Here is a 23,062-nt window from a genome sequence, read left to right on the forward strand (position 1 = left end):
CGGCTACGCAACCGCTTTGTATAAAAACAGCCTGTATTTTGCCCTATCTAACGGTGCATATCAATTACCGGTAGGTAACACAACCGACCTGAGCTATTTAAAAAATAATTTTAAGGCGATTGCTGAAGGGCAAACATGGAATATAGCCGCCGTTGAGGGGCATTTGCTGGCCGGCCGAGACGATGGGATCTTTGAAGTTTTGAACGATAAACTTTCGCCCATTTATAACAGCACCGGTTTTTGGATCTTTCAGCCTCTAAAAAACAAGGCTGGTACACCGCTTATAGCTGCAGGTAATTATTATGGCGTGCGTTTGTTTGAAAACAAGGGCAAAACTTTAATTGATAAAGGTAATGTAGCAAAATATTATGAGTCGGCACGTTTTGTACAAATTGATAGTAATAACATTATCTGGACCTCGCACCCCTATCGCGGAGTTTATAAACTAAACCCCGACAATAATCAGATCAAAACCTATACAAGTGCGCAAGGCCTGCCATCTAACCTCAACAATTTTGTTTTTAAAGTAAAAGGACGTGTTGTAGTAGCCACCGAAAAAGGTATTTATGAATATGATGCTAAAACAGATCGTTTTAAACCATCTGCGCAGTTCAAAAACATATTTGGTGACCGCAGTTTAAGATACCTGCAGGAAGACAAGGCAGGCAACATTTGGTTTGTACAGGGCAAAAGCCTGGGCGTGGTTGATTATGCTGGAACACCAACCATCATTAATTTCCCCGAGTTAAACAACCGTATACTCAGCGGTTTTGAAAATGTTTATCCCATTAATGCCAGCAATATATTTGTCGGCAGCGAAAACGGCTTTTATCACATCAACTATGCTAAATACAAACAAAATATACATGCTTTAAATGTATACATCCGTAAGGTTAAAGCTACTTCAATTACCGATAGTGTAATTTACGGTGGTTATTTTTATCATGTTAACGATAATGGCAAACAAACGGCAAGCAATACGTTAACATTGGGTTATAAGTGGCGTTCGTTGCATTTTGAGTATTCATCACCCATTTTTGAGGAACAATCAAATGCCGAGTACAGCTATTTGTTGGAAGGGTTTGATCAGGAATGGTCGGCATGGTCAAAAAAATCGGAAAAAGATTACACCAATTTACCGGCAGGCAACTACACTTTTAAAGTAAAAGCGCGTAATCATCAAAATAACGAATCGGCTGTGGCCTGTTACGCTTTTACTATCAACCCGCCGTGGTATGGGTCGGTATTGGCGTATATTTTATACCTGATTATTATAGCAGGTATATTATACTATCTATATAAACTACAGGAAAAACGCCACATTATCAAGCAACAAAAGGAACTGCTTATTCAACAGCAAAAAAACGAAGAGGAACAAAAGCAAATAGCTTACCTGCATCAACTGGAGCTTGAACGTTCTGAGAAAGAGGTGGTGAAACTTAAAAATGAAATGCTGCAGTCTGAAATAGAGTTTAAAACATCAGAACTGGCATCCTCGGCATTAAACCTGGTACAAAAAAAGGAATTTTTACTTAAGGTGAAGGATGAGTTGCAAACCCTGCAAAAATCGGGTAAGGACATGGTAGAAGCCAGCGAGATCAAAAAAATATTGCGCCTTTTAGCCGGTGAGAATAAGATAAATGAGGAATGGGAACAGTTCTATATTCATTTTGATAAGGTGCACGCGGGATTTTTAACCATTATTAAAGACCGTTACCCAACCATCAATCAGCAGGAACTAAAACTATGCGCTTACCTGATCATGAACCTTTCCAGCAAAGAGATTGCACAGCTAATGGCTATTTCTGTTCGCGGGGTAGAGATAAGCCGTTACCGCCTGCGTAAAAAGTTACAGATCCCAACGGAGATCAACCTGTTTGAGTTTTTATTTGATATACAGCGGGAGTTGATGAAGTAGTATGCCCTACTCTGTTTTTAAACTTTTTACCGGATTGGCGATAGCAGCTTTAATGGCCTGTGAGCTAACTGTTGAAAAGGCTATCAGCAAGGATACCAGCCCCGTAAGCCCAAATATCCACCAGTTTAGATCGGTATGGTATGGATAATCTTGTAACCATTTGCTCATTAACCACCAGGCAACAGGGCAAGCTATTGCAAATGCAATCAGTACCAGTACCAGGAAATCTTTTGTCAATAACGTTGTTATCCTTATTACAGAAGCGCCCAACACTTTGCGGATGCCTATCTCCTTTGTACGGCCTTCGGCCATGCATGCCGCCAATGCAAATAAACCAAGGCAGGATATAAAAATACTCAGGCCGGCAAAAACCGCTACCAGTTGCGCGGCATGTTGTTCTTCCTTGAACTTTATCCTGTACGATTCGTCCAGAAACTTAAAGTCGAAAGGATAGTTAGGGTTATACTTTTTAAAGATTGTGCTGATCTTATCGATATTACCCGCAACAGCATTTTGTGTGTTTAATTTTAAGGTGATTGTGCCAAATAGCCTGGCCGAGCCCCGGATAATAATTGGCATCGAGGTTATGAAAGGCGATACTGCAACATAATCTTTCACTACGCCAACAATATGATAATTGTTATCCCCGTTTTTAAGAGCTTGCCCTACAGGGTTTTTAAAGCCCATTACTTTGGCGGCCTGCTCGGTAACCAATATAGCGGATGTATCTGTAGGATTGGAAGCCACATCAATATCACGCCCTGCCAGTAATTTCAGGCCAAAGGTTTTTGTAAAATTATGGTCTGTAAGGTTCTCATTAAAGTACGCGCGCGAATCCGCGGGTTTTCCATCCCAATGATATGAATCACTATTTGTCCAAATATCCAATATAGGCGAAGAGGTGCGTGTGATACTGCTTATTGCACCGCTGTTTACCAGTTCGTTACTGATTGTGGTATAGTTTTTTGCGATATCACCTTTCATATAGATGTATACCAAATTATCCACCTGGTAACCTGTATCACGTTTTTGCGCATAGTTTATTTGCCTGTAAATAACAGTGGTACTGATAATAAATACGATGGCCAAAGTAAACTGCAAAACAACCAGCACTTTACGCGGATTGATCAGCCCGTTCATGGCTTGCACAGTTCCCTTTAATACCCTAACCGGTTTAAACGCCGATAAATAAAACGCAGGATAACTGCCTGCAATTATACCTGTTATCAATATAAAACCAGCGGCGCTAAACCAAAATAACGGCTTATCATAAGGCAATAACAAAGTTTTCTCTACAATACCATTAAACCATGGCAGTGCCAGTTGCACCAATCCTAAACCGAAAATGGCGGCCAAAAAGGTAACCAGTACAGATTCGCCTAAAAACTGTTTGATTAGCCAGGAACGCTCGGCACCAGCAACCTTACGGATACCTACTTCTTTTGCCCGCCTTGCGCTGCGTGCCGTGCCCAGGTTCATGTAATTGATGCAGGCGATGAGAATGATGAGCAGGGCGATAACAGTGAACAGGTGTACAGTAGTAATTTGCCCCCCTACAAACTTGCCATTCTCATATTTTGAATACAGCCACCATTTACTCATGGGGTGTACAAAAGCATCATTGCGTTTCTCGCCCGGGTAGCGGCGATAAATACCCCTGAACAATCTATTGGCGGTAGCCTCAGTAACGCCCGGTTTAAGCATCACATAAGTTTGTAAGCTATGGTACTTCCAGTTGGTGTTGTACCAATGCACCTCTTTCATATAATCAAAAGGTACCAGGTATTCAAAACTGAACTGCGTGTTGTTCGGCAAGTCTTTAAGTACGCCGGTCACTGTAAAATTGGCTGTACTATCTACCGCTATTAATTTACCTACAGGGTTGGTATCGCCAAAAAGTTTTTTAGCCAGCTTTTGTGTAAGCACAATAGAATGCGCATTATTTAAAGCTGTGCGGGCATCGCCATTAAGTAACGGAAAGCTAAATATCTTCAAAAAACCAGGGTCGGTTGTAAGGCCCTGTGTTTCCAGCTTTTTATCACCATTTTTTAATACAAATGAACCTACCCAGTTTGTCCTCACAGCTTGTTCAACCTGGCTGTAGTCGGCTTTTAGTGCAGGCGCTAAAGGCATGGGGGTACTGCTCCAGGCGTGTAGTTCACCATCAGCCTTGGTACGGTTAAATACCTGGTATATGCGGGCCTTATTAGTATGAAACTGATCGTAGCTTAACTGGTTTTGTACCCAAAGTAAAATAAGTACAGCCCCTGCTATACCAACAGCCAGCCCGCTAATGTTAACTGCCGATATACTACTATTCCTTTGCAGGTTACGTACAGCAACTTTAAAAAATTGCCCGGCCATGGTTGCTTCACGGGTAATAACATTACCCAATTTTTGCCATACACTTTTTACGGCCCAGTTCTTTGTTTTACTATTTTCTACTTTTTGCAGAAGGGCTTGTATTTGCTGCGGACTTACCTGGGGGTCGGGGTCCTGATAGGTGACCAGGAAATCTTTTACTAACAGAAATAATTTTGGATACAGGGCCAGCAAAGATTGTAATTCCTTTACCTCGGCACTACTGATATCGCCCGAGATGAATTTTTCAACCAAATACCATACATGTTCTTCCATCCAATTAATCCTGATCTTTATAAGATTACCACATTTTTCAAGCCACAATTATATGCAATTGATTTTTAACTATTTAACCAGAAAAAAGTCACCTAAAACGTTCGATACCGAACAGCAGGTGTTCGCATTGTGACAGTATGTAGCATATAAAACATCCAACAAAAAAGGCACCGCATGGGTGCCTTTTTATATCCGATGTTAAGAGTGTTTGTTCTATTTCAAATCAAACCTGTCCAGGTTAGTTACTTTGGTCCAGGCAGCTACAAAGTCGATTACAAATTTGTCTTGTGCATCCACGCTAGCATATACTTCAGCAACAGCCCTTAGTTCGGAGTTTGAACCAAATACCAAGTCGGCGCGGGTACCTGTCCATTTCACCTCACCGGTATAACGGTCACTGCCTTCATAAATTTCCCTGCCGCCGGCTGCCGCTTTCCAGGCAGTGCGCATATCAAGCAGGTTAACAAAAAAATCGTTTGTTAGCTGACCCGGATGAGAGGTAAAAACACCATGCCTGGATCCGTCATAATTAATATTCAATACTTTGAGGCCTCCCATCAACACAGTCAATTCGGGGGCTGTTAAAGTAAGCAACTGGGCTTTATCTATCAGCAACTCTTCGGTAGATACAGGTGTGTTTCCTTTACGGTAATTCCTAAACCCGTCTGCAGCAGGTTCAAGATAACCAAATGATTCCACATCAGTTTGCTCCTGTGAGGCATCCATACGGCCAGGGTTAAAAGTAACTGTAACATCGCTCCCTGCATCCTTAGCTGCTTTTTCGATACCGGCGTTACCCGCAAGCACGATCAGATCAGCCAGCGAAACTTTTTTGCCGCCTGCCTGCGCCCCGTTAAATTCATTCTGTATGCCTTCAAACACCGTCAATACCTTTTGCAATTGTGGCGTATTGTTAACCTGCCAGTATCTTTGGGGAGCCAGGCGGATACGGGCGCCATTAGCACCACCACGTTTATCAGAACCGCGGAAGGTAGAAGCCGAAGCCCATGCTGTAGCAACCAGCTCTGATACGCTTAAACCGGATGCCAGTAACTTTGCTTTTAGGCCTGCAATATCATTTTCGTCTATTAGCTGATGATCAACCGCAGGGATGGGGTCTTGCCAAAGCAATTCTTCCTGTGGCACATCCGGGCCAAGGTAACGCTCACGAGGCCCCATATCGCGGTGTGTTAATTTATACCAGGCACGTGCAAAAGCATCTGCAAACGCGTCGTGATTTTCTAAAAAACGGCGTGATACTTTCTCATAAGCCGGGTCAAACCTTAAGGCAAGATCAGTAGTAAGCATAGTTGGCTTGTGTTTTTTTGCACTATCGTACGCATCGGGTATTATATCATCCGCGTTTTTAGCTACCCATTGGTGTGCACCCGCAGGGCTTTTGGTCAATTCCCACTCAAAGCCGAATAAATTTTCGAAAAAATTATTACTCCATTGAGTTGGTGTTTTTGTCCATGTTACTTCCAGCCCGCTGGTTATAGTATCAGCGCCTTTGCCAGAACCATATTTGTTTGCCCAGCCAAATCCCTGCATCTCAACATCAACGGCTTCGGGTTCTTTGCCTACATTGTCGGCAGATGCTGCACCGTGGGTTTTGCCAAAGCTGTGACCACCGGCTATAAGGGCAACTGTTTCTTCATCGTTCATAGCCATACGGCCAAATGTATCGCGGATATCCTTAGCAGCAGCAATTGGATCAGGGTTACCATCAGGCCCTTCGGGGTTTACATATATCAAACCCATTTGCACAGCCGCAAGTGGTTTCTCCAGGTTACGGGAGTGGATGTTGCCATCGGCGTCGTCGTCAGATACCAATACACCGTGGCCTTCAACACCTTCAGAGCCGTGAGCGTATCTAACATCGCCGCCCAGCCAGGTGGTTTCAGAACCCCAATAAACTGATTCATCAGCTTCCCATACATCCTCGCGACCACCACCAAAACCAAAGGTTTTAAAACCCATTGATTCCAGCGCTATATTACCGGTAAGGATCATCAGATCGGCCCATGAAATTTTGCGGCCATATTTTTGTTTGATAGGCCAAAGCAATCTGCGGGCTTTATCAAGGCTAACATTATCGGGCCAACTGTTAAGTGGTGCAAATCGTTGCAAACCCGCACCGCCGCCACCGCGGCCATCTGTTACACGATACGTGCCGGCACTATGCCATGCCATACGTATAAATAAACCACCATAGTGGCCAAAATCTGCCGGCCACCAGTCTTGCGAGTCGGTCATCAATGTGTGAAGATCTTTTTTTACTGCTTCCAGATCAAGGCTTTTAAATGCTTCAGCGTAATTAAAACTATCGCCCATGGGGTTTGATAATGATGAATTCTGCCTCAGAATGTTAAGTTTTAACTGGTTTGGCCACCAATCGCGGTTACGGGTCCCCCCGCCGCCAACATTGTGTTTCATACTACCATTGTGAAAAGGGCATTTACTGATGTCGTTTGATTCGTTTTCCATTTTTATAGGTTTACTGTATTAAAGTGTTTTTAACGATGCTTCTGAATACTATAAAATTATGACATTGGGTTTGATAATCATAATCGATTAATTCTATGCGAGATAGTAAAAAACTATAAACTCATCTACCTGATTTAGAAACAATAATAGTGGTAAACGTATTGCCTAAAATGAACAAAGCCCGTAAATACTTATTTACAGGCTTTGTTGTGTTTTGATCCAGACTATAATTACGCCAGTCTGTTAGCAACTTTATCCCGGTACAGGTTGCTAAGACGTCGTCGGGCCTTTCCCTCTGTCTTTCTGGATAAGTACTTATCGATCTTGCAAGTAGCTTACCATTTTAGGATATTTCCCGCTTTCATGCCAGGCATTTTGAGGCCGGTCAGTGGGGAAACCATATTGCTTCCGGTAGGCTTTACGTTCGGCGGTGAAATCCCACCAGCGTTTGGTTTCATCACGATTTTCGATATAATGTACCAGCAGGCGATACGAATCTTCTACACATGGATCGGCCCAGGCGCCAGTATGCTGTTCAAAAGCATCAAACAATTCCACCGCCGATTTCCCTTTGAGTTGCTCCAGTCTATAATAACCCTGACTTATCAGTTCTTCTGCAAAGTTGATACCGAGCGAGGGGATACTTTGAAATTCGGCCAGCGCGTTCAATTCCTTTGTACGCTGGGCTGATGCCCCCAGCAGACTGGCAATTTCATCGGGCGCGTAATCCTGCAATTGCTTTTGTCTTACCTTTTTGATTTTAAGCACTTGCTTTTCGGCCACAGTTAACCGGTAGTTGATTGTTTTTTTCATAGCCTTTCTACATAATTAATAATAAAATCGGCAAGCTGTTCCTGCTCTGCAATAGATAATTGGTCACCGTCATAGATCCAGTACCCCTGCTCATCAAATAAAATACGGCCAAGATTATCAGGCATTTCTTCAAAAGCGGTGTACAGCTGATAACATTGGGCTGCACCTCTATGCGGATGGTCGGGTACTACCCGTATCACTTCATCGGGGCCATCTTTGCGTTTTACAAAAGCCCTGGCTTCCTGGGTTAAATAGTGATTGGCCGTCATCATATTTACGTTCAATATTTTTCCAAATATAAACGAAATACTAATATTTTTAGTATTTATATTCTGAATATTTATTCGGCTTTGTACGTAGTTATCTGTACAGTTTGTTCCTTTAAATTCCAGCCATTGATGCTTAGAAGAGGCATTTTAGGATATTTACCAACATCATAATTCATCATTATATTTTTTTGTTCTCCAGGTAAGACAGATACGTAATTATCGCTATAAAAAACGGGAAGTAAACGCTCATGGGTTTGCCAGTCAACTAACGATAAGCGATTGAAAAATGCTACCGGTGCATCCGTCGGGTTTGTTAAATTAACACGGATCTTACCGGGTGCAGTTTGTATAGCCTTTATTATAAGCTTTGAAGGTGCCATCTTTTTCAATCCGGAGTACTCACCATGTTCATCAGGCAACCAGTACAGGTTATCACTTAAAATATTTTTTTTAAGATCTAACAGTTGAAGTGACAGGAAAAGTCCCTCTTCTTTTGCCAGTTTGTCAATCCCGCTTTTTATGGGCACAAAACCCTTTACTGATGAAGGTAAGATCTCTTCAAATACCTGCGTTATCTGTTTCTCCTTACCGCTCATATCGTAGGTTTTCACCACCAGCATCAGGTCGCGCCTGGTTTCAAATGTATTGTTTACGATTGTTACCATACCATTAAGTGGGTTATACATTACATGCAACGGCTCGCTTCCATTGTGCAGCCCATACAAGCAAGCATTCGGGTCAAGGTAGTAATCATACATCTGCCCGCGCATGGCGGTCCATGGGTTTTGGGTTTTCCAGATCATTACACCTGTGTACCAATCCCACATATGCGCGCTAAAGCCTTCTGCAAGTGCCCGGTATTGATTATAGTTAACCAATTGCGCTTTAGCAGCAAAATCTTTGGCATCAGTAGCTTTACCGTAGGGTTCAATTGCGGCATCATAGCCTATATATTTATGATAGTTCCACACCGAATCGGTTGTTGATTTGTTTTTTTCTGTCGAGAACCCAGGGGCAACCATATTTTGTTCGGGTATAAACCGCTTTAAAGATTCGTAATCGCCAATACCAACAGAACCGATCTCGGAGTTAAAGGGGAACGTACGCTCTTTCCAAAAAAGCGAATCGGGTTGTATACCGTAAGGCCCATCGCCATTGCCGCCCAGCGTATTCAGCGACATTTTATCGGAGTTGGAGTATTCCACAAACCAGCGCGTTCCATCCAGTTTTGGAAGTATTGTGTCCCTTACGGCGAGTAAAATATCTTCGGGAGGGGTTATTTCATTACCACCGCACCATACGGCCAACGACGGATGGTTGCGTACCATTTTCACCTGGTCGGCAACCGAACGCAGGTACAGCCCATGATCATCCGGGTATTTGCGACGCACCCACTGGTCGTCTTTCTTCATGGGATCAACCCAGCGGCCATTGGCATCGCCCGAGATCCAGAAATCCTGGAAAACCAGCAGGCCATACTTATCACAGGCATTATAAAACTCGGGCCGCTCAACCAAGGCACCACCCCATACCCTAATCAGATTTAGGTTCATATCCCGGTGGAAACGCACTTCGGCATCGTACCTCGAATCTGAAAAACGCAGCATGGCATCTGAAATAATCCAGTTGCCGCCCTTAATAAATATTTTTTGCCCGTTAACCTCTATCTGCCTGCTGTTTGTTTGCGTGTTCCAACTGGTTTGTATCTCCCTCACACCCACATTTACTTCGTGTGCATCAGATACCTTGTTGCCTACAAAAAATTGGATACTGGCTTCATAAAGATACTGGTTCCCATAACCATTTGGCCACCATAGCCTCGGGTCTTTCAGTACCAGGTCATCAAGCGTTATTTCGTTTGATGAACCGGGCTTTACCATAACCTTTTTAAGTACCTTTTGCCCTGCGATGGTAAATTGTAAAACACCGGTTATTGCTTTACCGGTTGGGTTTGAAACCGTTGCCGATACTTTAACAACAGCCGGCTGCTGTTTACCACCAACCTGCCTTATACCCGGCACATGTGTCACAATATGCGGGTCGGTAATGCTCACCGATCCTGTGGTTTCTATAGTTACCTTATCCCATATACCTGTATTTCTATCGCGGACCGGCTGTATCCAGTCCCAACCTGCGGTGTATTGTAAACCCACATTACGGGCAATGGTACCATCACCGCCCTGCCCGCCATTTGGGTTACCAACAGGGTTGGGTGGATAAACCAATACCGCCAACCTATTTTTGCCCGATCTGTTAAGCAGTGCAGTTATGTTATAACGCTGCCTTAAGAACATGCCATAGTGGGTTTGCTTGTTTAGCTTTTTACCGTTTAGATAAATCTCACTACTGTAATTAACACCCCGCAGGTTCAGATAAACCTGGCCATCTCCATCAGGAATGTTTTTTTCAAAATCGTTAACAAACCAATAGGTATAATATTCACTGCCTGTATCATAAATGTCCCTGATGTATTTGTTATTCATCCCATAAAAAGGGTCGGGGATTTTATAATTATTTAAAAGGGTTGTAAGCACTGTACCCGGTACTGTAGCCGGCATCCATTGCGAAATATTATAACCAGGCGCAAATATTTTGTTGCTACCATCGGCAATTTCACCAACCGGCTTGCATTTCCAACCCGTATTTAATTCATATCGTGATTGTGCATAGCTTTTACTTATTGTAAAAGAAAGCAATGCAATAAACAGGCAAAATTTAAAAGGAGAAAATAAGGTCATGATAATAATTAATAAACAGGTTATTAAAAGAGGTTAGTTTCATCACAAACCCACCTTCCTTTTAAATAATCCTTGTACATAGCTTGTTTTATGATAGGCGCGGTACTCAACTTTATCGGCCGAATATAAAATATTCGTTTTGCTTTTATAAATTGCTTTCGGTGTAAAGTTTCCTGACAGATAACAAATCATTGTTTTCAAATCATTTAAAAATACAGTACGGATATTTATTAGCAAGGTCCCAAGTTTTTGATAATTGCCATAAATGGTTTTCGGTAAATACCGTCCTATCCCGCCAGGCACCCAATATCATTGCAGCAACCGTAAATCCTCTAAAAAAATCAAGAGAGAGCAATCTTTTGGTTGCTGCCGTATTAGCGGGAGTAGAAATGGATGCCATTGAGTGATGTGATTGATACTACTAACTCTTTTTATTCTTAACTTTTAAGGTGTAAACAAAATGATAAGTTCCCGAGCCCACGTTCATTTGTTCATCAGCACCTTCCCTGGTAATGTTAGTTATTTCTTTTATGGTATTGATATCCAGCCCACTTTCCGTGATCTGATCTGTAACAGATGGCAATACAACCTGTGCCGTAGTATTTGGCGGTACAATTATATCTAAAGTAAATATGCCATTATCAATAGTCCATGCCGATTTGATTTTGCCGTACAGGGTTTCCAGTTCGGCCTGGGCGCTGGTTAGTTTGCCGCCTGGATGCGGGGCTATGATGATCTTATGAAAACCGGGCGCAGCTTCATCCGTATTAATGCCGGTAATTACACGGTACATCCAATCACCAATAGCACCGTAAGCGTAGTGGTTAAAAGAGTTCATCCCGGGGTCTTCAAAGCTCTTATCAGGCTTTATACCATCCCAACGCTCCCATATAGTTGTAGCACCATTTTTAACGGGATATAACCATGATGGATATGATTCTTTCATCAGCAACTCGTAAGCCATATCGGTATGCCCAAAACGGCTTAAAACGTGGCAAATATAGGGTGTGCCCAAAAATCCGGTGGTGATATGATCATCATAATCATCAATATTATTCACCAATCTTTTAGCCGCCGATTCGCGAAGATTCTCGGGTAACATATCAAAATTAAGAGCCAGTACATATGATGTTTGGGTACCCGAGATCATACGCCCGTTTGGCGTAACATATTCGCCCATAAACGCCTTTTTAATGTTCGCTAATAAGCCTGTATACTTAGTTACATCGTCCTCCTTACCTAAAATGGCGGCGGCGTTTATTAGCAATTGGGTTGAGTGAGCATAAAATGCCTGCGCGATCAAATTTTTATCTGTTAAAGCAGCGCCATCGGCATAATCGGTACCGGCATAAAAAAGCCAATCGCCAAAGTGGTTACCGGTATCCCAAAGATAATTGCGGCTGTGCAACTGTATGTAGCCTACCCAGGCCTTCATGCTTTCGTACTGTTGTTCTAACACCTGCTTATCGCCATAGGCCAGGTAAATATTCCATGGGGCAATGGTAGCTACGTCACTCCAGCCAGATGCCGCGGCCAGGGTGCTATCCAGCATATTGGGTATTACGTATGGCACAGCACCATCTTTATGTTGATCGGCCGAAAGGTCTTTTAACCATTTGGTAAAAAAGCCCGCTACATCCATATTAAAGGTGGCGGTGCGGCAAAATGCCTGCGCGTCGCCAGTCCACCCCATACGCTCATCGCGCTGCGGGCAGTCGGTAGGCACATCAATAAAATTACCTTTTTGCCCCCAAAGGATATTATGCTGCAACTGGTTAACCAGCGGGTTCGAAGTAGAAAAAGTACCTGTTTGCACCATATCCGAATAAACGGCATTGGCTATAACATTGGTTGAATCTATAACGCCGCTATAGCCAACAATTTTTAAAAATCTAAATCCCTGGAAGGTAAAATGAGGTTCGTAGGTTTCTACAGAATCACTTTTAAAAACGTATTGGATCTCCTGCTTTGCGGTACGCAAGTTTTTGGTGTAGAAATTACCTTTTTGATCAAGTACCTCGGCATGGTAAAGTTTTAATGTATCGCCAGCCTTACCCTTTAATTTAAATTTTACCCAGCCCACAAGGTTTTGTCCAAAATCAACCACACGGTCACCCTCTGGAGTAGTAAGTACTTTTAGCGGGAAAAATTGCTCGTGTTTTTTAACCGGCGGACCAATTAAGGTTACGAGGTTTTCTTTTATGGTATTATCAACTTTTACCGAATCCCAGCCTTTATCGATATAAGTGGCGGTGCTCCAGTTTGGTTTCTCTTTACGGGCATCATACAACTCGCCATCAAAGAATGATGATGAACGTATGGCACCATAGCTAACTTTCCAGCTTTTGTCTGATGTGATGAGTTCACGCTTACCATTGGTATAAAGTACTTCTAACTGAAAAAGAAGCGCCAGTTTTTTGCCGTACACATTCTTAATCCGGTTATAAGTATACCCGCGGTACCAGCCATCACCAATGGTTACGCCAACTGCATTATTCCCTTTCTTAAGTCCGCCTGTTACATCATACATCTGGTATTGCAGGCGTTTGTTATAACTCGTCCATCCGGGTGCAAAATAATCAGTGCCTATACGTTTGCCGTTTAGCTGTGCCTCGAACACACCATGAGCGGTAACATATAAATGCGCCGCGCGAACATTGTGGCTTAATTTAAAAACCTTCCGGAACATTGGGCTTGGCCCGCCGGTGGTATCAGAGTCGTAATTATTCTGGATCCATTGTGCAGTCCAGTCCTCCGGGTGCAGCAAGCCCATTTTCCAGGAATTTACCATGCTCCAGGGCGATGCCTGGCCGTAGTTATTCCAAACCCTTACCTGCCAATAAACTTTTTGGCGCGATGCCTGGGCCGGACCAGCATAATTTACGTGTATGGATTGATCTGAAATTACCTTACCCGATGTCCATAAGATATTTTTGCCTTTGGTAAGCGATACCGCGTTTTTACCTACCCTTATCTCATAGGCGGTTTGTATAACGTTACGTTGCTGAGCCAACAGTTTCCAGCTTAACCTGGGGTTGGCCGCCTCAATGGCTATGGGATTTGTTTTATACTCGCATATTAAATTTTCTACCCGTAACGGTGGAACCGGCACAACCTTTTTTTGTGCGACAGCGGTTTTAAAACCCAATAATACCACGATAATGAAGAAAAGTACTTTTTTACGAACAACCTTGCTGGCTATATAATTCATGTTAAAAAGGATATAACGGAACGTACGAAATAAGCACCGGTTTAGCCGGTAATGATATTAAGTATTACTACGTTTGAAGCGGCCTTATGTTGCACATAAGGCCGCTATGTGAAAAATTTATTGGTGTTGCAACAATTCTTCGTTTAAAGGATATTGATAAAGTAACCTAATGTTGGTATAGGCGGCCGGGTTTATCGTCCACGAGTCTGATTTGTATTCGCGTTCATGAACGGCATGCGCGGTCATTACCTATACGGCTTAGCCTGGAGGGTTCGACAGGAAATTTAGTCAAATGGCTTGTGTTGTAGCCAAACCAACTATTGAAGGTTATATTTATAAAGGATTATCTCGAGATCAGAATTTCACCCAGCATTCGCCTACATGTAAGATCCAGTAAAGCTGATATACTACAAAAAGGGACTGTAATCTTAAAGGGTTGCAGTTTCAAAAAATCATCAACATACTTATACACTATTATTCAAAAGGGCTGAATTGCCTTATTTCGTTCCTAAGTTAATTTTCTCTACTTTCGCCGCCTTTCGAATTTTAAGGAATGAAGCAATACTTATACGGAATTGATTTTGGCACGACCAATTCGGCCTTGGCTATTTTTGACGAGGATAGTCGCGAAATCACGCATACAATTATTATCCCTTCCCTCATCTATTTCCACCAGAATGCGGCAGAAGGATATGTGGTTGGAGACGCAGCGATCACCGCCTACCTGAGTGATAATATGAAAGGGCGTTTCATTAAATCTGTCAAGCAGATCCTGTCGCGCAGCAGCTTCACCGAGACCCGCATCCACAATAAACGCTATAATGCTGCCGACCTGGTCGCTATCATTCTGAAAGAGCTGAAATCACGTGCAGATCAGTTGACCGGGCAGTATTGCCAGAAAGCGGTTATTGGCCGGCCGGTTTTCTTTGATGATGACGATGTACAAAAGGATACCTTAGCGCAGACCAGGCTACAGAAAGCCGTCACACTTGCTGGTTTCACAGAAGTGCGGTTCCAGTTTGAACCGATCGGAGCGGCCTTTGCGTATGAACAAAGCCTGGTCAAAAAGGAAAATGTATTGGTGGCCGATTTGGGTGGCGGCACTACAGATTTCACCTACCTGACGCTGGAACCGGAAAAAGCGAACAGTAAGGATCGGAAAAGTGATATGATGGCCAATGGAGGAATTTACATCGGTGGTGACACCTTCGATTCGGCATTTATGTGGGAAAAGGGTACCCCCTATTTTGGTAAGAATACCAAATATGAAGCAACACTCGGGAAAGTATTAGCCGTACCGGTCTCTCTCTTTGCCAATATTTGTTCATGGGAACAAATGAATTTCTTTAACGGCCTGCGCATTAAAAAAGACATGGAGGATTATTACTTTTTTTCTGGCAATGACCGAAAATTTAAGAACCTGATAACGTTGATCGATAACAACCTGGGATATTCTGTTTTTCAGTCCATTGAGCAAACTAAAATCACGCTTACCGAAAAAAACGAAGCCACGTTCCGCTATCATCAATTAGGGATCGATATCGAAGAAAATATCAGCCTGTCTGAATATGAACAGATCATATCCAGGGATACTGAACGGATCGCAAACTACCTTGAAACGTTCCTGCACAAAAACAATATTGAACCTAATCACATCGACAGCCTTTTCCTTACCGGGGGGACCTCAATGATTGGCAGTATTCAAACTTTGTTCAGAAACAAGTTCCCCCATGTCAAGCTCAATTCAGGAGACAACTTTAAGAGCGTAGCCAAAGGCTTAGCTTACAGCGGTTACCTTTTCGAAAATTAACCCGGGTTTTCTCACTTAGCATTAAGGTTCCTACACTGGTTACAAACATTTGATAATGGCTCTATATTGTAACAGGTTGTTCAAACACTGTGTATAAGCTCCGACATCCATTTATATTATTATCTCTTTTGATCTAATTTCACATCATCGTTACCCGTTTTTTTGCATGCTAGTATTAAAATGGGCGCCCTTTAATGATAATAGAATTACCTACTGCCCCACTTAATGAAGTGAAAGAAGATACAAGGTACTTAAGCAAATGAGCCGGCACGATTGAGAGTTAGTACTACAACAAAAAAATATAAAGCTATTTTTAAGTTAACGATATGTGGCATTGAGATAATAACAATTTATGATGGAAAGCAACGCTTTCCATAGTTAGTCTAACTATTTTCTATAATCCTTGAAAAACAAAAAAGCCGCTAATTAAAATAATTAGCGGCTTTTAAACATTTCGACATTCAGTTAAGTGGTGATGGAGGGAAAGCTTTACTGGTCAATTTAAAATAGCTTTCAATGTGTTAAAACTTCATTGAATTTTTCCAGCAATCTTATATATCTATCCATCCAGTAATATATAGCATCAGATGATTTCGCTCCGGTAAATTTGCTTGATAGGTTTGTGTTCATATCTGGAGATATAGTTAACTGAGCAAATTCTTCAGGTAATTCTTTTGAAAAATCATGATCGATCACAATTCCTACACGCCGAATAATTTCTAAATCAAGATCCTTCGTTTCAAACCAATTATATAACGTGCGCCTGCTAATGTTAAGGTGCCTTGAAATTTCACTTATGCTCATTTTATCGTTCCGAATAACCTTTTCCAATATTTGCCCATAATTAATATGACTTGCAAAATTCTTTTCGGCCTCAAGATTACCTGATTCACATGAAGTTCCTAACGGATACTCAACTTTATTATACATATGATTAAATATTAGGTTGAAAATTATTTTTAACAAATTAAACACAAGCCAAAATGTTGATAACTAATAAACTGTGAATAAATTTAAGTTTTTTTAATAATGATACATACCTACTGAAGGCCAATTACCACCTGTAAAAGGGAAATAATAAATTGTTTTAAGAGATTAAATATCATAAAATGATATTATTTATTTATCAACAATACTTGATCCTGCACGGTAACTTCCTGAATTATTCCGATTATCTTTTCGCATCGCCCGTTATAAAATTCGGTATAGCCCGCAATAAATACCTTTTTTGTGTTACCCTTTGCAGTTAACAGTTCCACTATTATATCAAAAGGCTCGCCGTTATTTATCGCATTTTTGATTGCATGGTCAACCTTTGCTTTGGCATCCTTATCATTAAAAAAATCAAGTGAAATAGTACTGCTGGGCACAAAATCGAACGGAACTTCTAAAATTTCTTTAAGTACATCATTATATAAAACTTTTCCTGTTCTAATAGATCTGGTCCAGGTACCAATGCGTGAAATTTCATTTGTTTTATTTAATATCTTATTAATAATCTTATACTCCTCATTTTGTAATTTTATCTTGGTTATATCTTCACTCAATATTAACAAGCCACCAATTTCGCCTTGAGCGTCATGCCAGGGTCTGATATCCCACCTTATCCATCCCGGTGCCCCGTCGCTTTTTTCTTGGAATATTTCATCACAAACATTGGTATTGCCCAGTAAACAATGGTTAAGTAAGTTCACATCACTAAATTTGGCATCTGGCATTGTATCCAGTAAACACTTCCCAATTAATTCGCCAGAATTATTATAATCAATTCCCCATTTTTCTGAAACAGCCAAAAATTTAAATGTATTATCAATCATTGCTAACGCTACCGGCGCCTGACCAATAAACATTTTATATTTTTCGTCTACCGCATTTTTCAATCCTATATAAAGATCTTTAGCTTTTTTTTCGAGTAAATGTCGCCGGTAACATTGTGAGAAATTTGAAGGGTTTGAAAAATTAAAAATAAAAGCTATTTGATTTTTATTATAGGATTTTTCAACCAAATACTGATGTGCAAGCTCCATTTGCAGGCTACGGTAATATGAAAAAATTGTTTTACCGTAACGTTCTTTAAAATCTCTTTTAAGTTTAGATTCTGAGATAAAATGTTTTTTTGCCAAATAGCCAATCCCGGGGAATGTAGAGAGCATATTAGATTTTAACACGTGTACCACTTTATCCATCACATCCGCATTAGATAAGAGTATATTTTTCCCTTTTGAGTTTTTTGTTATTGCATCAGGTATATCTAATGGGGTTACATCTGCAACATGCGCATAAAAGCCCATTACAACCCCATTAACAATATCAGGCTTGTAAGTAGCTCTCGAGCTTTTGGTAATTCCCTGCGGGGTAGTTATTAAACGTTCAAATACTTGCGGAACACCTTCAAGTACCTTATCAATAAACTTTTTATTTTTGTGATAAAGTGCATCCCCTAAAAGCTCACTGATAGACATTTTATCTATCATATCTTCGGCTTTAACCCCAAACCAATCTAAATAGGACGAATTGGCAAACCTGCATATCAAATCTCTGTCCCAGTAAGCAAGCATAGCTTCTGTGTGCATTGCTACGTTAAGAGCGTTAGCCGCCAACTTAGTATCGATCATATAGTTATAGGGGATTTGTAAACGTGTTAATAGTAAACAAACTATAATAAATAAATATGACGAATATCATATTTTATAAATATACAACTTCAAGTTGTTAGGATTTGTAAATCCAAATTTTCAAATATCGAATTATTACTAACAAAACCTGGTATCATTCTTTTCATCAATAAAACCATTTGGGTGGCATCCGAAGCTGAATTTAAAGATAACAGAGAAGCAATATCACGGTCCAGGTTGTTGAATGCATAAAATATTGTTTTTGATATTTTAATATCCTTATTATAAGTGGGGAGAGTTTCTTCATCATGATTTAATAATTCTTCATGCAGCTTTTCCCCTTGTCTAAGACCAGTATAAGCAATTTTAATTTCATCCCCTGGCGAAAAACCCGCAAGTTTAATCATACTTATCGCCAGATCGGTAATTCGTACAGGTTTCCCCATATCAAATAAAAAAATCTCTCCCCCTTCTCCCATTGCAGCTGCCTCAAGCACAAGTTGTACTGCTTCAGGAATTGTCATAAAGTATCGCGTAATGTCAGGGTGGGTTACTGTAACAGGCCCACCTTTGTTAATCTGTGCTTTAAACCGTGGGATTACCGAACCATTAGACCCCAGTACATTACCAAAGCGGGTAGTAATAAATTTGGTTTTAATACTTTGTTGATCGCTACTTTGCAAAGATTGATGCTGAGAGAAATTTAACGCCTGAATGTACATTTCAGCAATACGTTTTGATGCACCCATAATATTGGTAGGGCGCACTGCTTTATCTGTTGAAATCATAATAAATTTTTCCACGTTATACTTAACACAACAATCAGCTAAATTTTTTGTACCCAACACATTTGTTAGTATAGCTTCGCTGGGGTTATCTTCCATCATTGGCACATGTTTATAAGCCGCCGCATGAAAAACTATCTGTGGCTGATATAAGTTAAATAATTGCTTTAAAGTATTGATATTCTGAACATCGCCTACAATTATTTTAATATTATTTAATAGCGCACTATCTTCAATTTCTAACTTCATATCATGAAGAGGTGTTTCCGCCTGATCGAATAATAAAACAAGATTGGGTGCCAGCCCCAAAACCTGCCTCACAATTTCTGACCCAATAGAACCGGCAGCCCCGGTAACCAAAACACGTTTGCCGGTTAATTCATTTCTTATATTGGCTAAATTTAGTTTAATAGGCTCCCGCTCTAAAAGATCATCTATTTTTAGATTTTCGAATTGCTTTAAGCAGGGCTCGGTCCCCATCCACGGGTTTGAAGCAGGAACAGTTATTACTTTAATCCCTATAGCTATACATTTTTCTATAATTGTGCGACAGGCAACGGTTTTTAAATGCTCTGCACTTATGAACAAAGAAGTTACGGAAAACTCTTCATGAACTGCGGCCAGATCTGATACTGAAAAAACCTTTTTTTGTTCAAGTCGCTTATTAAGCCGACTTGTTTCAGTCTCAATAAAACCTTTTACCAGCATCCGCCCATCTTTATGCCCCTCAATGGTATGTTTTATTGATAATGACGACATGTCTGAACCGTAAATCAAAACATTTTCTTTATTAACACCCAGACCAGTAATCCTGATAAGCCTAAATAGCTCTTTAATAAACAGCCGTATGCCAATTAAAAACGATGAAGACAGCAGGAAATTGATTACGATAAAGCTTAAGGCAAGTTTTAAGTTAATTTCAGAAAGCTGGCTCACTAGCATTCCAAAAAAAAGATTTCCTATAAAAAGGGATACCACAATTTTTTGAAGATCTTTAATATTGGCATACCTGATTATACAAACATGAATCTGCATGATTAAAAGCGCACAAATCATGGTCACAACATAGCTTATTAATGGCCATAAAAAAGTGGTTAACGGTTTACTAACGGGCATTACTATTAGTGTAGCAAACAGGGAAATAAATACGAACAACACATCTATAAACAGAATGAGCCATTTCGAGTAAAAATCTTCTCTAAAAAGTAAGTTTTTTATATATAACATAACACGTTAATTAATTTAATCTTTATGAATAGCGATACAAGGGGAAAAAATCAATATTATCAGCTTCAACTAAATTTTTCTTATCTAACAATTGCTGGTAAACCGGGGCGTTAGCTATGTAACGCCAGGTATTAAAATCAAGCGTATTATCTGTAAAACAAAGTTTCCACTTAAAAATATTATCTTCCTTAAAGCCAACTCCACCGCCCAGATTATAATATTTAACTCCGCTTTCCCGCCCCATTTTTGCTATCTCGTCAACCATTAACCTGGTGGGGCTAAACTTTATATAGTCTGTATTAGTCCCGATAAGATGCGCCTGAAGTATACCGTTTGTAAGCATCACCAGGCTACTTGATACAAGAACGTTTTGATCATATATCATAACTATCCGGGCATCATATTCTGATGTGTTAACGATATCCGTAAAATATTCTTCGTTAAAAAAATAGCTTTCGTTAGCGCCTATTCGCTTCATGCTTTCTGTGTAAACAGCTTTAAACTTTGCTACTGCAAGCGGCCCTTTTTCTATAGCAAACCTGAATTTATTGTTATCACGCAATTTCCTTATACTTACCCTCGTAGTTAATTGATACTTTTTGCGCTGCGTTTCTATATCTGTAGTAAGGTCTATATAAACCGTTTTACCATTACTGTGAACACCACCAAAAGCTTTCAATAACCGTGTTTGATTATAAAACGGGTGCAACCTTGAAAAAACTGATACTACCTTCGCTTGCTCCAAAAATGTTTTTAACTCGATTACAAAATGTTCAATCAGTTTGTCATCGATCTCTTCCATTTTTAGATTAGATACCGGTCCCGAATAACCGTAGACACATGAAAGATCGAAGTACGATGTACCTTCTATTGCTCGTTTTAAAAATGGGAATGCGATAAAATCGTCAAAAATTTCGGCGATAAAAAGAATTGGTTCACCACCGGTATCTAAAGAATGATAGTGCCAGGTATGATAAAAATCAGACTCAGCAGCTCGTTTTATGTAGCCTACCCATTTTGCCTTATCACCAATTGTAATTATTTTAGCCATGGTATTATTTCGATTTATTATTGAAGGGACATTGATTGAAACTTAACCTTATCTAATGACATTAGAATAAGGCCATTCGCTTTACCGGTAATTTCAAAACCCACCTTTTCATAAATACAAAGCGCCGGGATATTGGCTGGATGCACTTTAAGATAGATAGAATTTAATCCCAGTTCTTCAAACCCATACTGCGTTATAAGTTTGGTTGCCTGCAACCCCACGCCTTTACCCCAGTACAACTTATTACCTAAAAACAAATGCAATTCAGCGCTTTCATTGTTAATGTCAATTAATTGTACGTTTCCTATGTAATTATCTAATCCTTTTACACAAATGGCAAATCGTTTTTGATCTGGTTTCAATAAAGATTGTTTCAGCCACTCAGTTTCCATTGTTTCTGAAACTAAACCTGCCGGCCTAAAATTTGTAAATTCCCAAACCTGTTTGTCATTTCTCCATTGGAAAGAAATACTTGCATCTTTAACTTCAAGCGGGCGGATGTAAATTAGAATTTTCATAGCAACTGTTTCAAAATATTTAGCATGTTAAACATATCCTGCAGGGTATACCTGTGATCAATTGGCAATGCAACCAAGTTGCTGGTTAGGTAATATTCATACATTGCAGGGGTAGTCCATTTATAAACATTTGGCCAATAGGTAGCTACAAAAATCTTACGTTGTATCAAATGCAATTTCAGATTCTTATCATCGTATAAAAAAGGGTAAACCATTGGTGCAGCGTCTGATGGGAAATCAAACTTTAAAAGATTATGCTCGCGCAGGGTTTTATGCAAAAAATTAAAATTCCTTTCCCTTATACTGGCACAATCATCATATTTTATGGCTGAAAGCAATTTACGGGTTAACAGAGACATTTGCTTAATCTCGTTATTTTCAAGCACGGTGTTGTTTTTAACCGAATCAAGGTACGCTGCTTCAATACCAAGGTCAATGCTTTTAGTAAGGTGGGTAATTCTTTTATAGGAAACATCAACCTGAAACTTCTTAGCCAATTTTCGCTTGATACTCAGATAGGCACCATCTGGCACGCCAAAAAACTTACGGCAAGAGTAAAATGTATCAACCCCGGCTAATGGCTCGCAAAAAAAGGCCTGCGAGTTGTCTACAATAAGGTTTTCAATTTGAAAACTTAAACGGTTTACAGCCTCCTGTTTAATACCAAAATAATTGGTATATAATAAACAGGCGGTTGTTTCTATAGCAAAATCAAGCACCGGTTCAAGGTTTTCATCAATGATATAGAAATTGTATTCAATCTGCAGTTTCTTAATAGGTTCCAGTAATACCTCGCAAGTAAAATATGGGAGATATATTTTGGAATAGCCTTTTTGCCTGAGTATATATTCCAGCGCATTACGGCCAGTATTAAGCCTTACAAGGTCCGGATAATACTCATACCCCTGGGGTAATTGCAATTCAAAATACCCCCCTATAGGGTTAAGTTTTTCGGCAGTTATTGGCATGTTTGTGAGATAAAA

14 protein-coding genes and 1 riboswitch are annotated in these 23,062 nt (G+C 40.4%); of the genes, 2 read left to right on the forward strand and 12 right to left on the reverse strand.

Annotated features, from left to right (window positions below):
• Positions 1 to 1,918, forward strand: a 1,918-nt coding sequence (locus tag WC615_RS10185) for a triple tyrosine motif-containing protein (protein WP_372977993.1), incomplete at its 5' end; no start/stop codon positions are given.
• Between the two features lie 6 nt (positions 1,919 to 1,924).
• Here WC615_RS10185 and WC615_RS10190 read toward each other — a convergent pair.
• From WC615_RS10190 to WC615_RS10215, 6 genes are all read right to left on the reverse strand, one after another.
• Complete coding sequence (locus tag WC615_RS10190; RefSeq protein ID WP_372977994.1) at positions 1,925 to 4,555, reverse strand: ABC transporter permease; 2,631 nt, start codon at positions 4,553 to 4,555, stop codon at positions 1,925 to 1,927.
• Positions 4,556 to 4,768: 213 nt separating this feature from the next.
• Positions 4,769 to 7,042, reverse strand: coding sequence for a catalase/peroxidase HPI (gene katG / locus WC615_RS10195; RefSeq protein ID WP_372977995.1), 2,274 nt, complete (start codon positions 7,040 to 7,042; stop codon positions 4,769 to 4,771).
• Between the two features lie 188 nt (positions 7,043 to 7,230).
• Positions 7,231 to 7,356, reverse strand: a riboswitch (SAM riboswitch).
• 1 nt (position 7,357) lies between these two features.
• Positions 7,358 to 7,855, reverse strand: coding sequence for a helix-hairpin-helix domain-containing protein (locus WC615_RS10200; protein ID WP_372977996.1), 498 nt, complete (start codon positions 7,853 to 7,855; stop codon positions 7,358 to 7,360).
• Complete coding sequence (locus WC615_RS10205) at positions 7,852 to 8,127, reverse strand: hypothetical protein (protein WP_372977997.1); 276 nt, start codon at positions 8,125 to 8,127, stop codon at positions 7,852 to 7,854. The genes WC615_RS10200 and WC615_RS10205 overlap by 4 nt, the downstream gene beginning before the upstream one ends.
• 68 nt (positions 8,128 to 8,195) lie before the next feature.
• On the reverse strand, positions 8,196 to 10,862 hold the full coding sequence (locus tag WC615_RS10210; RefSeq protein WP_372977998.1) for a glycoside hydrolase family 2 TIM barrel-domain containing protein: 2,667 nt from the start codon (positions 10,860 to 10,862) through the stop codon (positions 8,196 to 8,198).
• Positions 10,863 to 11,283: 421 nt separating this feature from the next.
• Positions 11,284 to 14,073: a family 78 glycoside hydrolase catalytic domain gene (locus tag WC615_RS10215; protein ID WP_372977999.1), complete on the reverse strand. Its 2,790-nt coding sequence runs from the start codon at positions 14,071 to 14,073 to the stop codon at positions 11,284 to 11,286.
• Between the two features lie 553 nt (positions 14,074 to 14,626).
• Here WC615_RS10215 and WC615_RS10220 point away from each other — a divergent pair.
• Positions 14,627 to 15,883, forward strand: coding sequence for an Hsp70 family protein (locus tag WC615_RS10220; RefSeq protein ID WP_372978000.1), 1,257 nt, complete (start codon positions 14,627 to 14,629; stop codon positions 15,881 to 15,883).
• 513 nt (positions 15,884 to 16,396) lie between these two features.
• Here WC615_RS10220 and WC615_RS10225 read toward each other — a convergent pair.
• The 6 genes from WC615_RS10225 to WC615_RS10250 form a co-directional block, all read right to left on the reverse strand.
• Positions 16,397 to 16,813, reverse strand: coding sequence for a helix-turn-helix domain-containing protein (locus WC615_RS10225; protein ID WP_372978001.1), 417 nt, complete (start codon positions 16,811 to 16,813; stop codon positions 16,397 to 16,399).
• Positions 16,814 to 16,998: 185 nt separating this feature from the next.
• On the reverse strand, positions 16,999 to 18,498 hold the full coding sequence (locus WC615_RS10230; RefSeq protein WP_372978002.1) for a PAS domain-containing protein: 1,500 nt from the start codon (positions 18,496 to 18,498) through the stop codon (positions 16,999 to 17,001).
• An 89-nt stretch (positions 18,499 to 18,587) separates the two neighbouring features.
• Positions 18,588 to 20,510 carry a polysaccharide biosynthesis protein gene (locus WC615_RS10235; protein WP_372978003.1) on the reverse strand — a complete coding sequence of 641 codons (1,923 nt, stop codon included), beginning with the start codon at positions 20,508 to 20,510 and terminating at the stop codon, positions 18,588 to 18,590.
• Between the two features lie 22 nt (positions 20,511 to 20,532).
• Positions 20,533 to 21,561 (reverse strand): GNAT family N-acetyltransferase, encoded by a 1,029-nt coding sequence (locus WC615_RS10240; RefSeq protein ID WP_372978004.1) that lies wholly within the window; start codon positions 21,559 to 21,561, stop codon positions 20,533 to 20,535.
• Positions 21,562 to 21,578: 17 nt separating this feature from the next.
• Entirely contained in the window at positions 21,579 to 22,079 is a 501-nt protein-coding gene (locus WC615_RS10245; protein ID WP_372978005.1) for a GNAT family N-acetyltransferase, read from the reverse strand.
• A complete protein-coding gene (locus WC615_RS10250; protein ID WP_372978006.1) occupies positions 22,076 to 23,047 on the reverse strand; it encodes a hypothetical protein in 972 nt (323 codons plus the stop codon). The genes WC615_RS10245 and WC615_RS10250 overlap by 4 nt, the downstream gene beginning before the upstream one ends.
• Between the last annotated feature and the right edge of the window lie 15 nt (positions 23,048 to 23,062).

Origin of the sequence: Mucilaginibacter sp. (assembly GCF_041663085.1) — a bacterium.
Taxonomy (GTDB): Bacteria; Bacteroidota; Bacteroidia; order Sphingobacteriales; family Sphingobacteriaceae; genus Mucilaginibacter.

Excerpts from the sequence above, each read along its gene's own strand:
- WC615_RS10190 (WP_372977994.1), bottom strand. The coding sequence starts at position 4,555 with ATGGAAGAACATGTATGGTATTTGGTTGAAAAATTCATCTCGGGCGAT.
- katG (WP_372977995.1), bottom strand. The coding sequence starts at position 7,042 with ATGGAAAACGAATCAAACGACATCAGTAAATGCCCTTTTCACAATGGT.
- WC615_RS10200 (WP_372977996.1), bottom strand. The coding sequence starts at position 7,855 with ATGAAAAAAACAATCAACTACCGGTTAACTGTGGCCGAAAAGCAAGTG.
- WC615_RS10205 (WP_372977997.1), bottom strand. The coding sequence starts at position 8,127 with ATGATGACGGCCAATCACTATTTAACCCAGGAAGCCAGGGCTTTTGTA.
- WC615_RS10210 (WP_372977998.1), bottom strand. The coding sequence starts at position 10,862 with ATGACCTTATTTTCTCCTTTTAAATTTTGCCTGTTTATTGCATTGCTT.
- WC615_RS10215 (WP_372977999.1), bottom strand. The coding sequence starts at position 14,073 with ATGAATTATATAGCCAGCAAGGTTGTTCGTAAAAAAGTACTTTTCTTC.
- WC615_RS10220 (WP_372978000.1), top strand. The coding sequence starts at position 14,627 with ATGAAGCAATACTTATACGGAATTGATTTTGGCACGACCAATTCGGCC.
- WC615_RS10225 (WP_372978001.1), bottom strand. The coding sequence starts at position 16,813 with ATGTATAATAAAGTTGAGTATCCGTTAGGAACTTCATGTGAATCAGGT.
- WC615_RS10230 (WP_372978002.1), bottom strand. The coding sequence starts at position 18,498 with ATGATCGATACTAAGTTGGCGGCTAACGCTCTTAACGTAGCAATGCAC.
- WC615_RS10235 (WP_372978003.1), bottom strand. The coding sequence starts at position 20,510 with ATGTTATATATAAAAAACTTACTTTTTAGAGAAGATTTTTACTCGAAA.
- WC615_RS10240 (WP_372978004.1), bottom strand. The coding sequence starts at position 21,561 with ATGGCTAAAATAATTACAATTGGTGATAAGGCAAAATGGGTAGGCTAC.
- WC615_RS10245 (WP_372978005.1), bottom strand. The coding sequence starts at position 22,079 with ATGAAAATTCTAATTTACATCCGCCCGCTTGAAGTTAAAGATGCAAGT.
- WC615_RS10250 (WP_372978006.1), bottom strand. The coding sequence starts at position 23,047 with ATGCCAATAACTGCCGAAAAACTTAACCCTATAGGGGGGTATTTTGAA.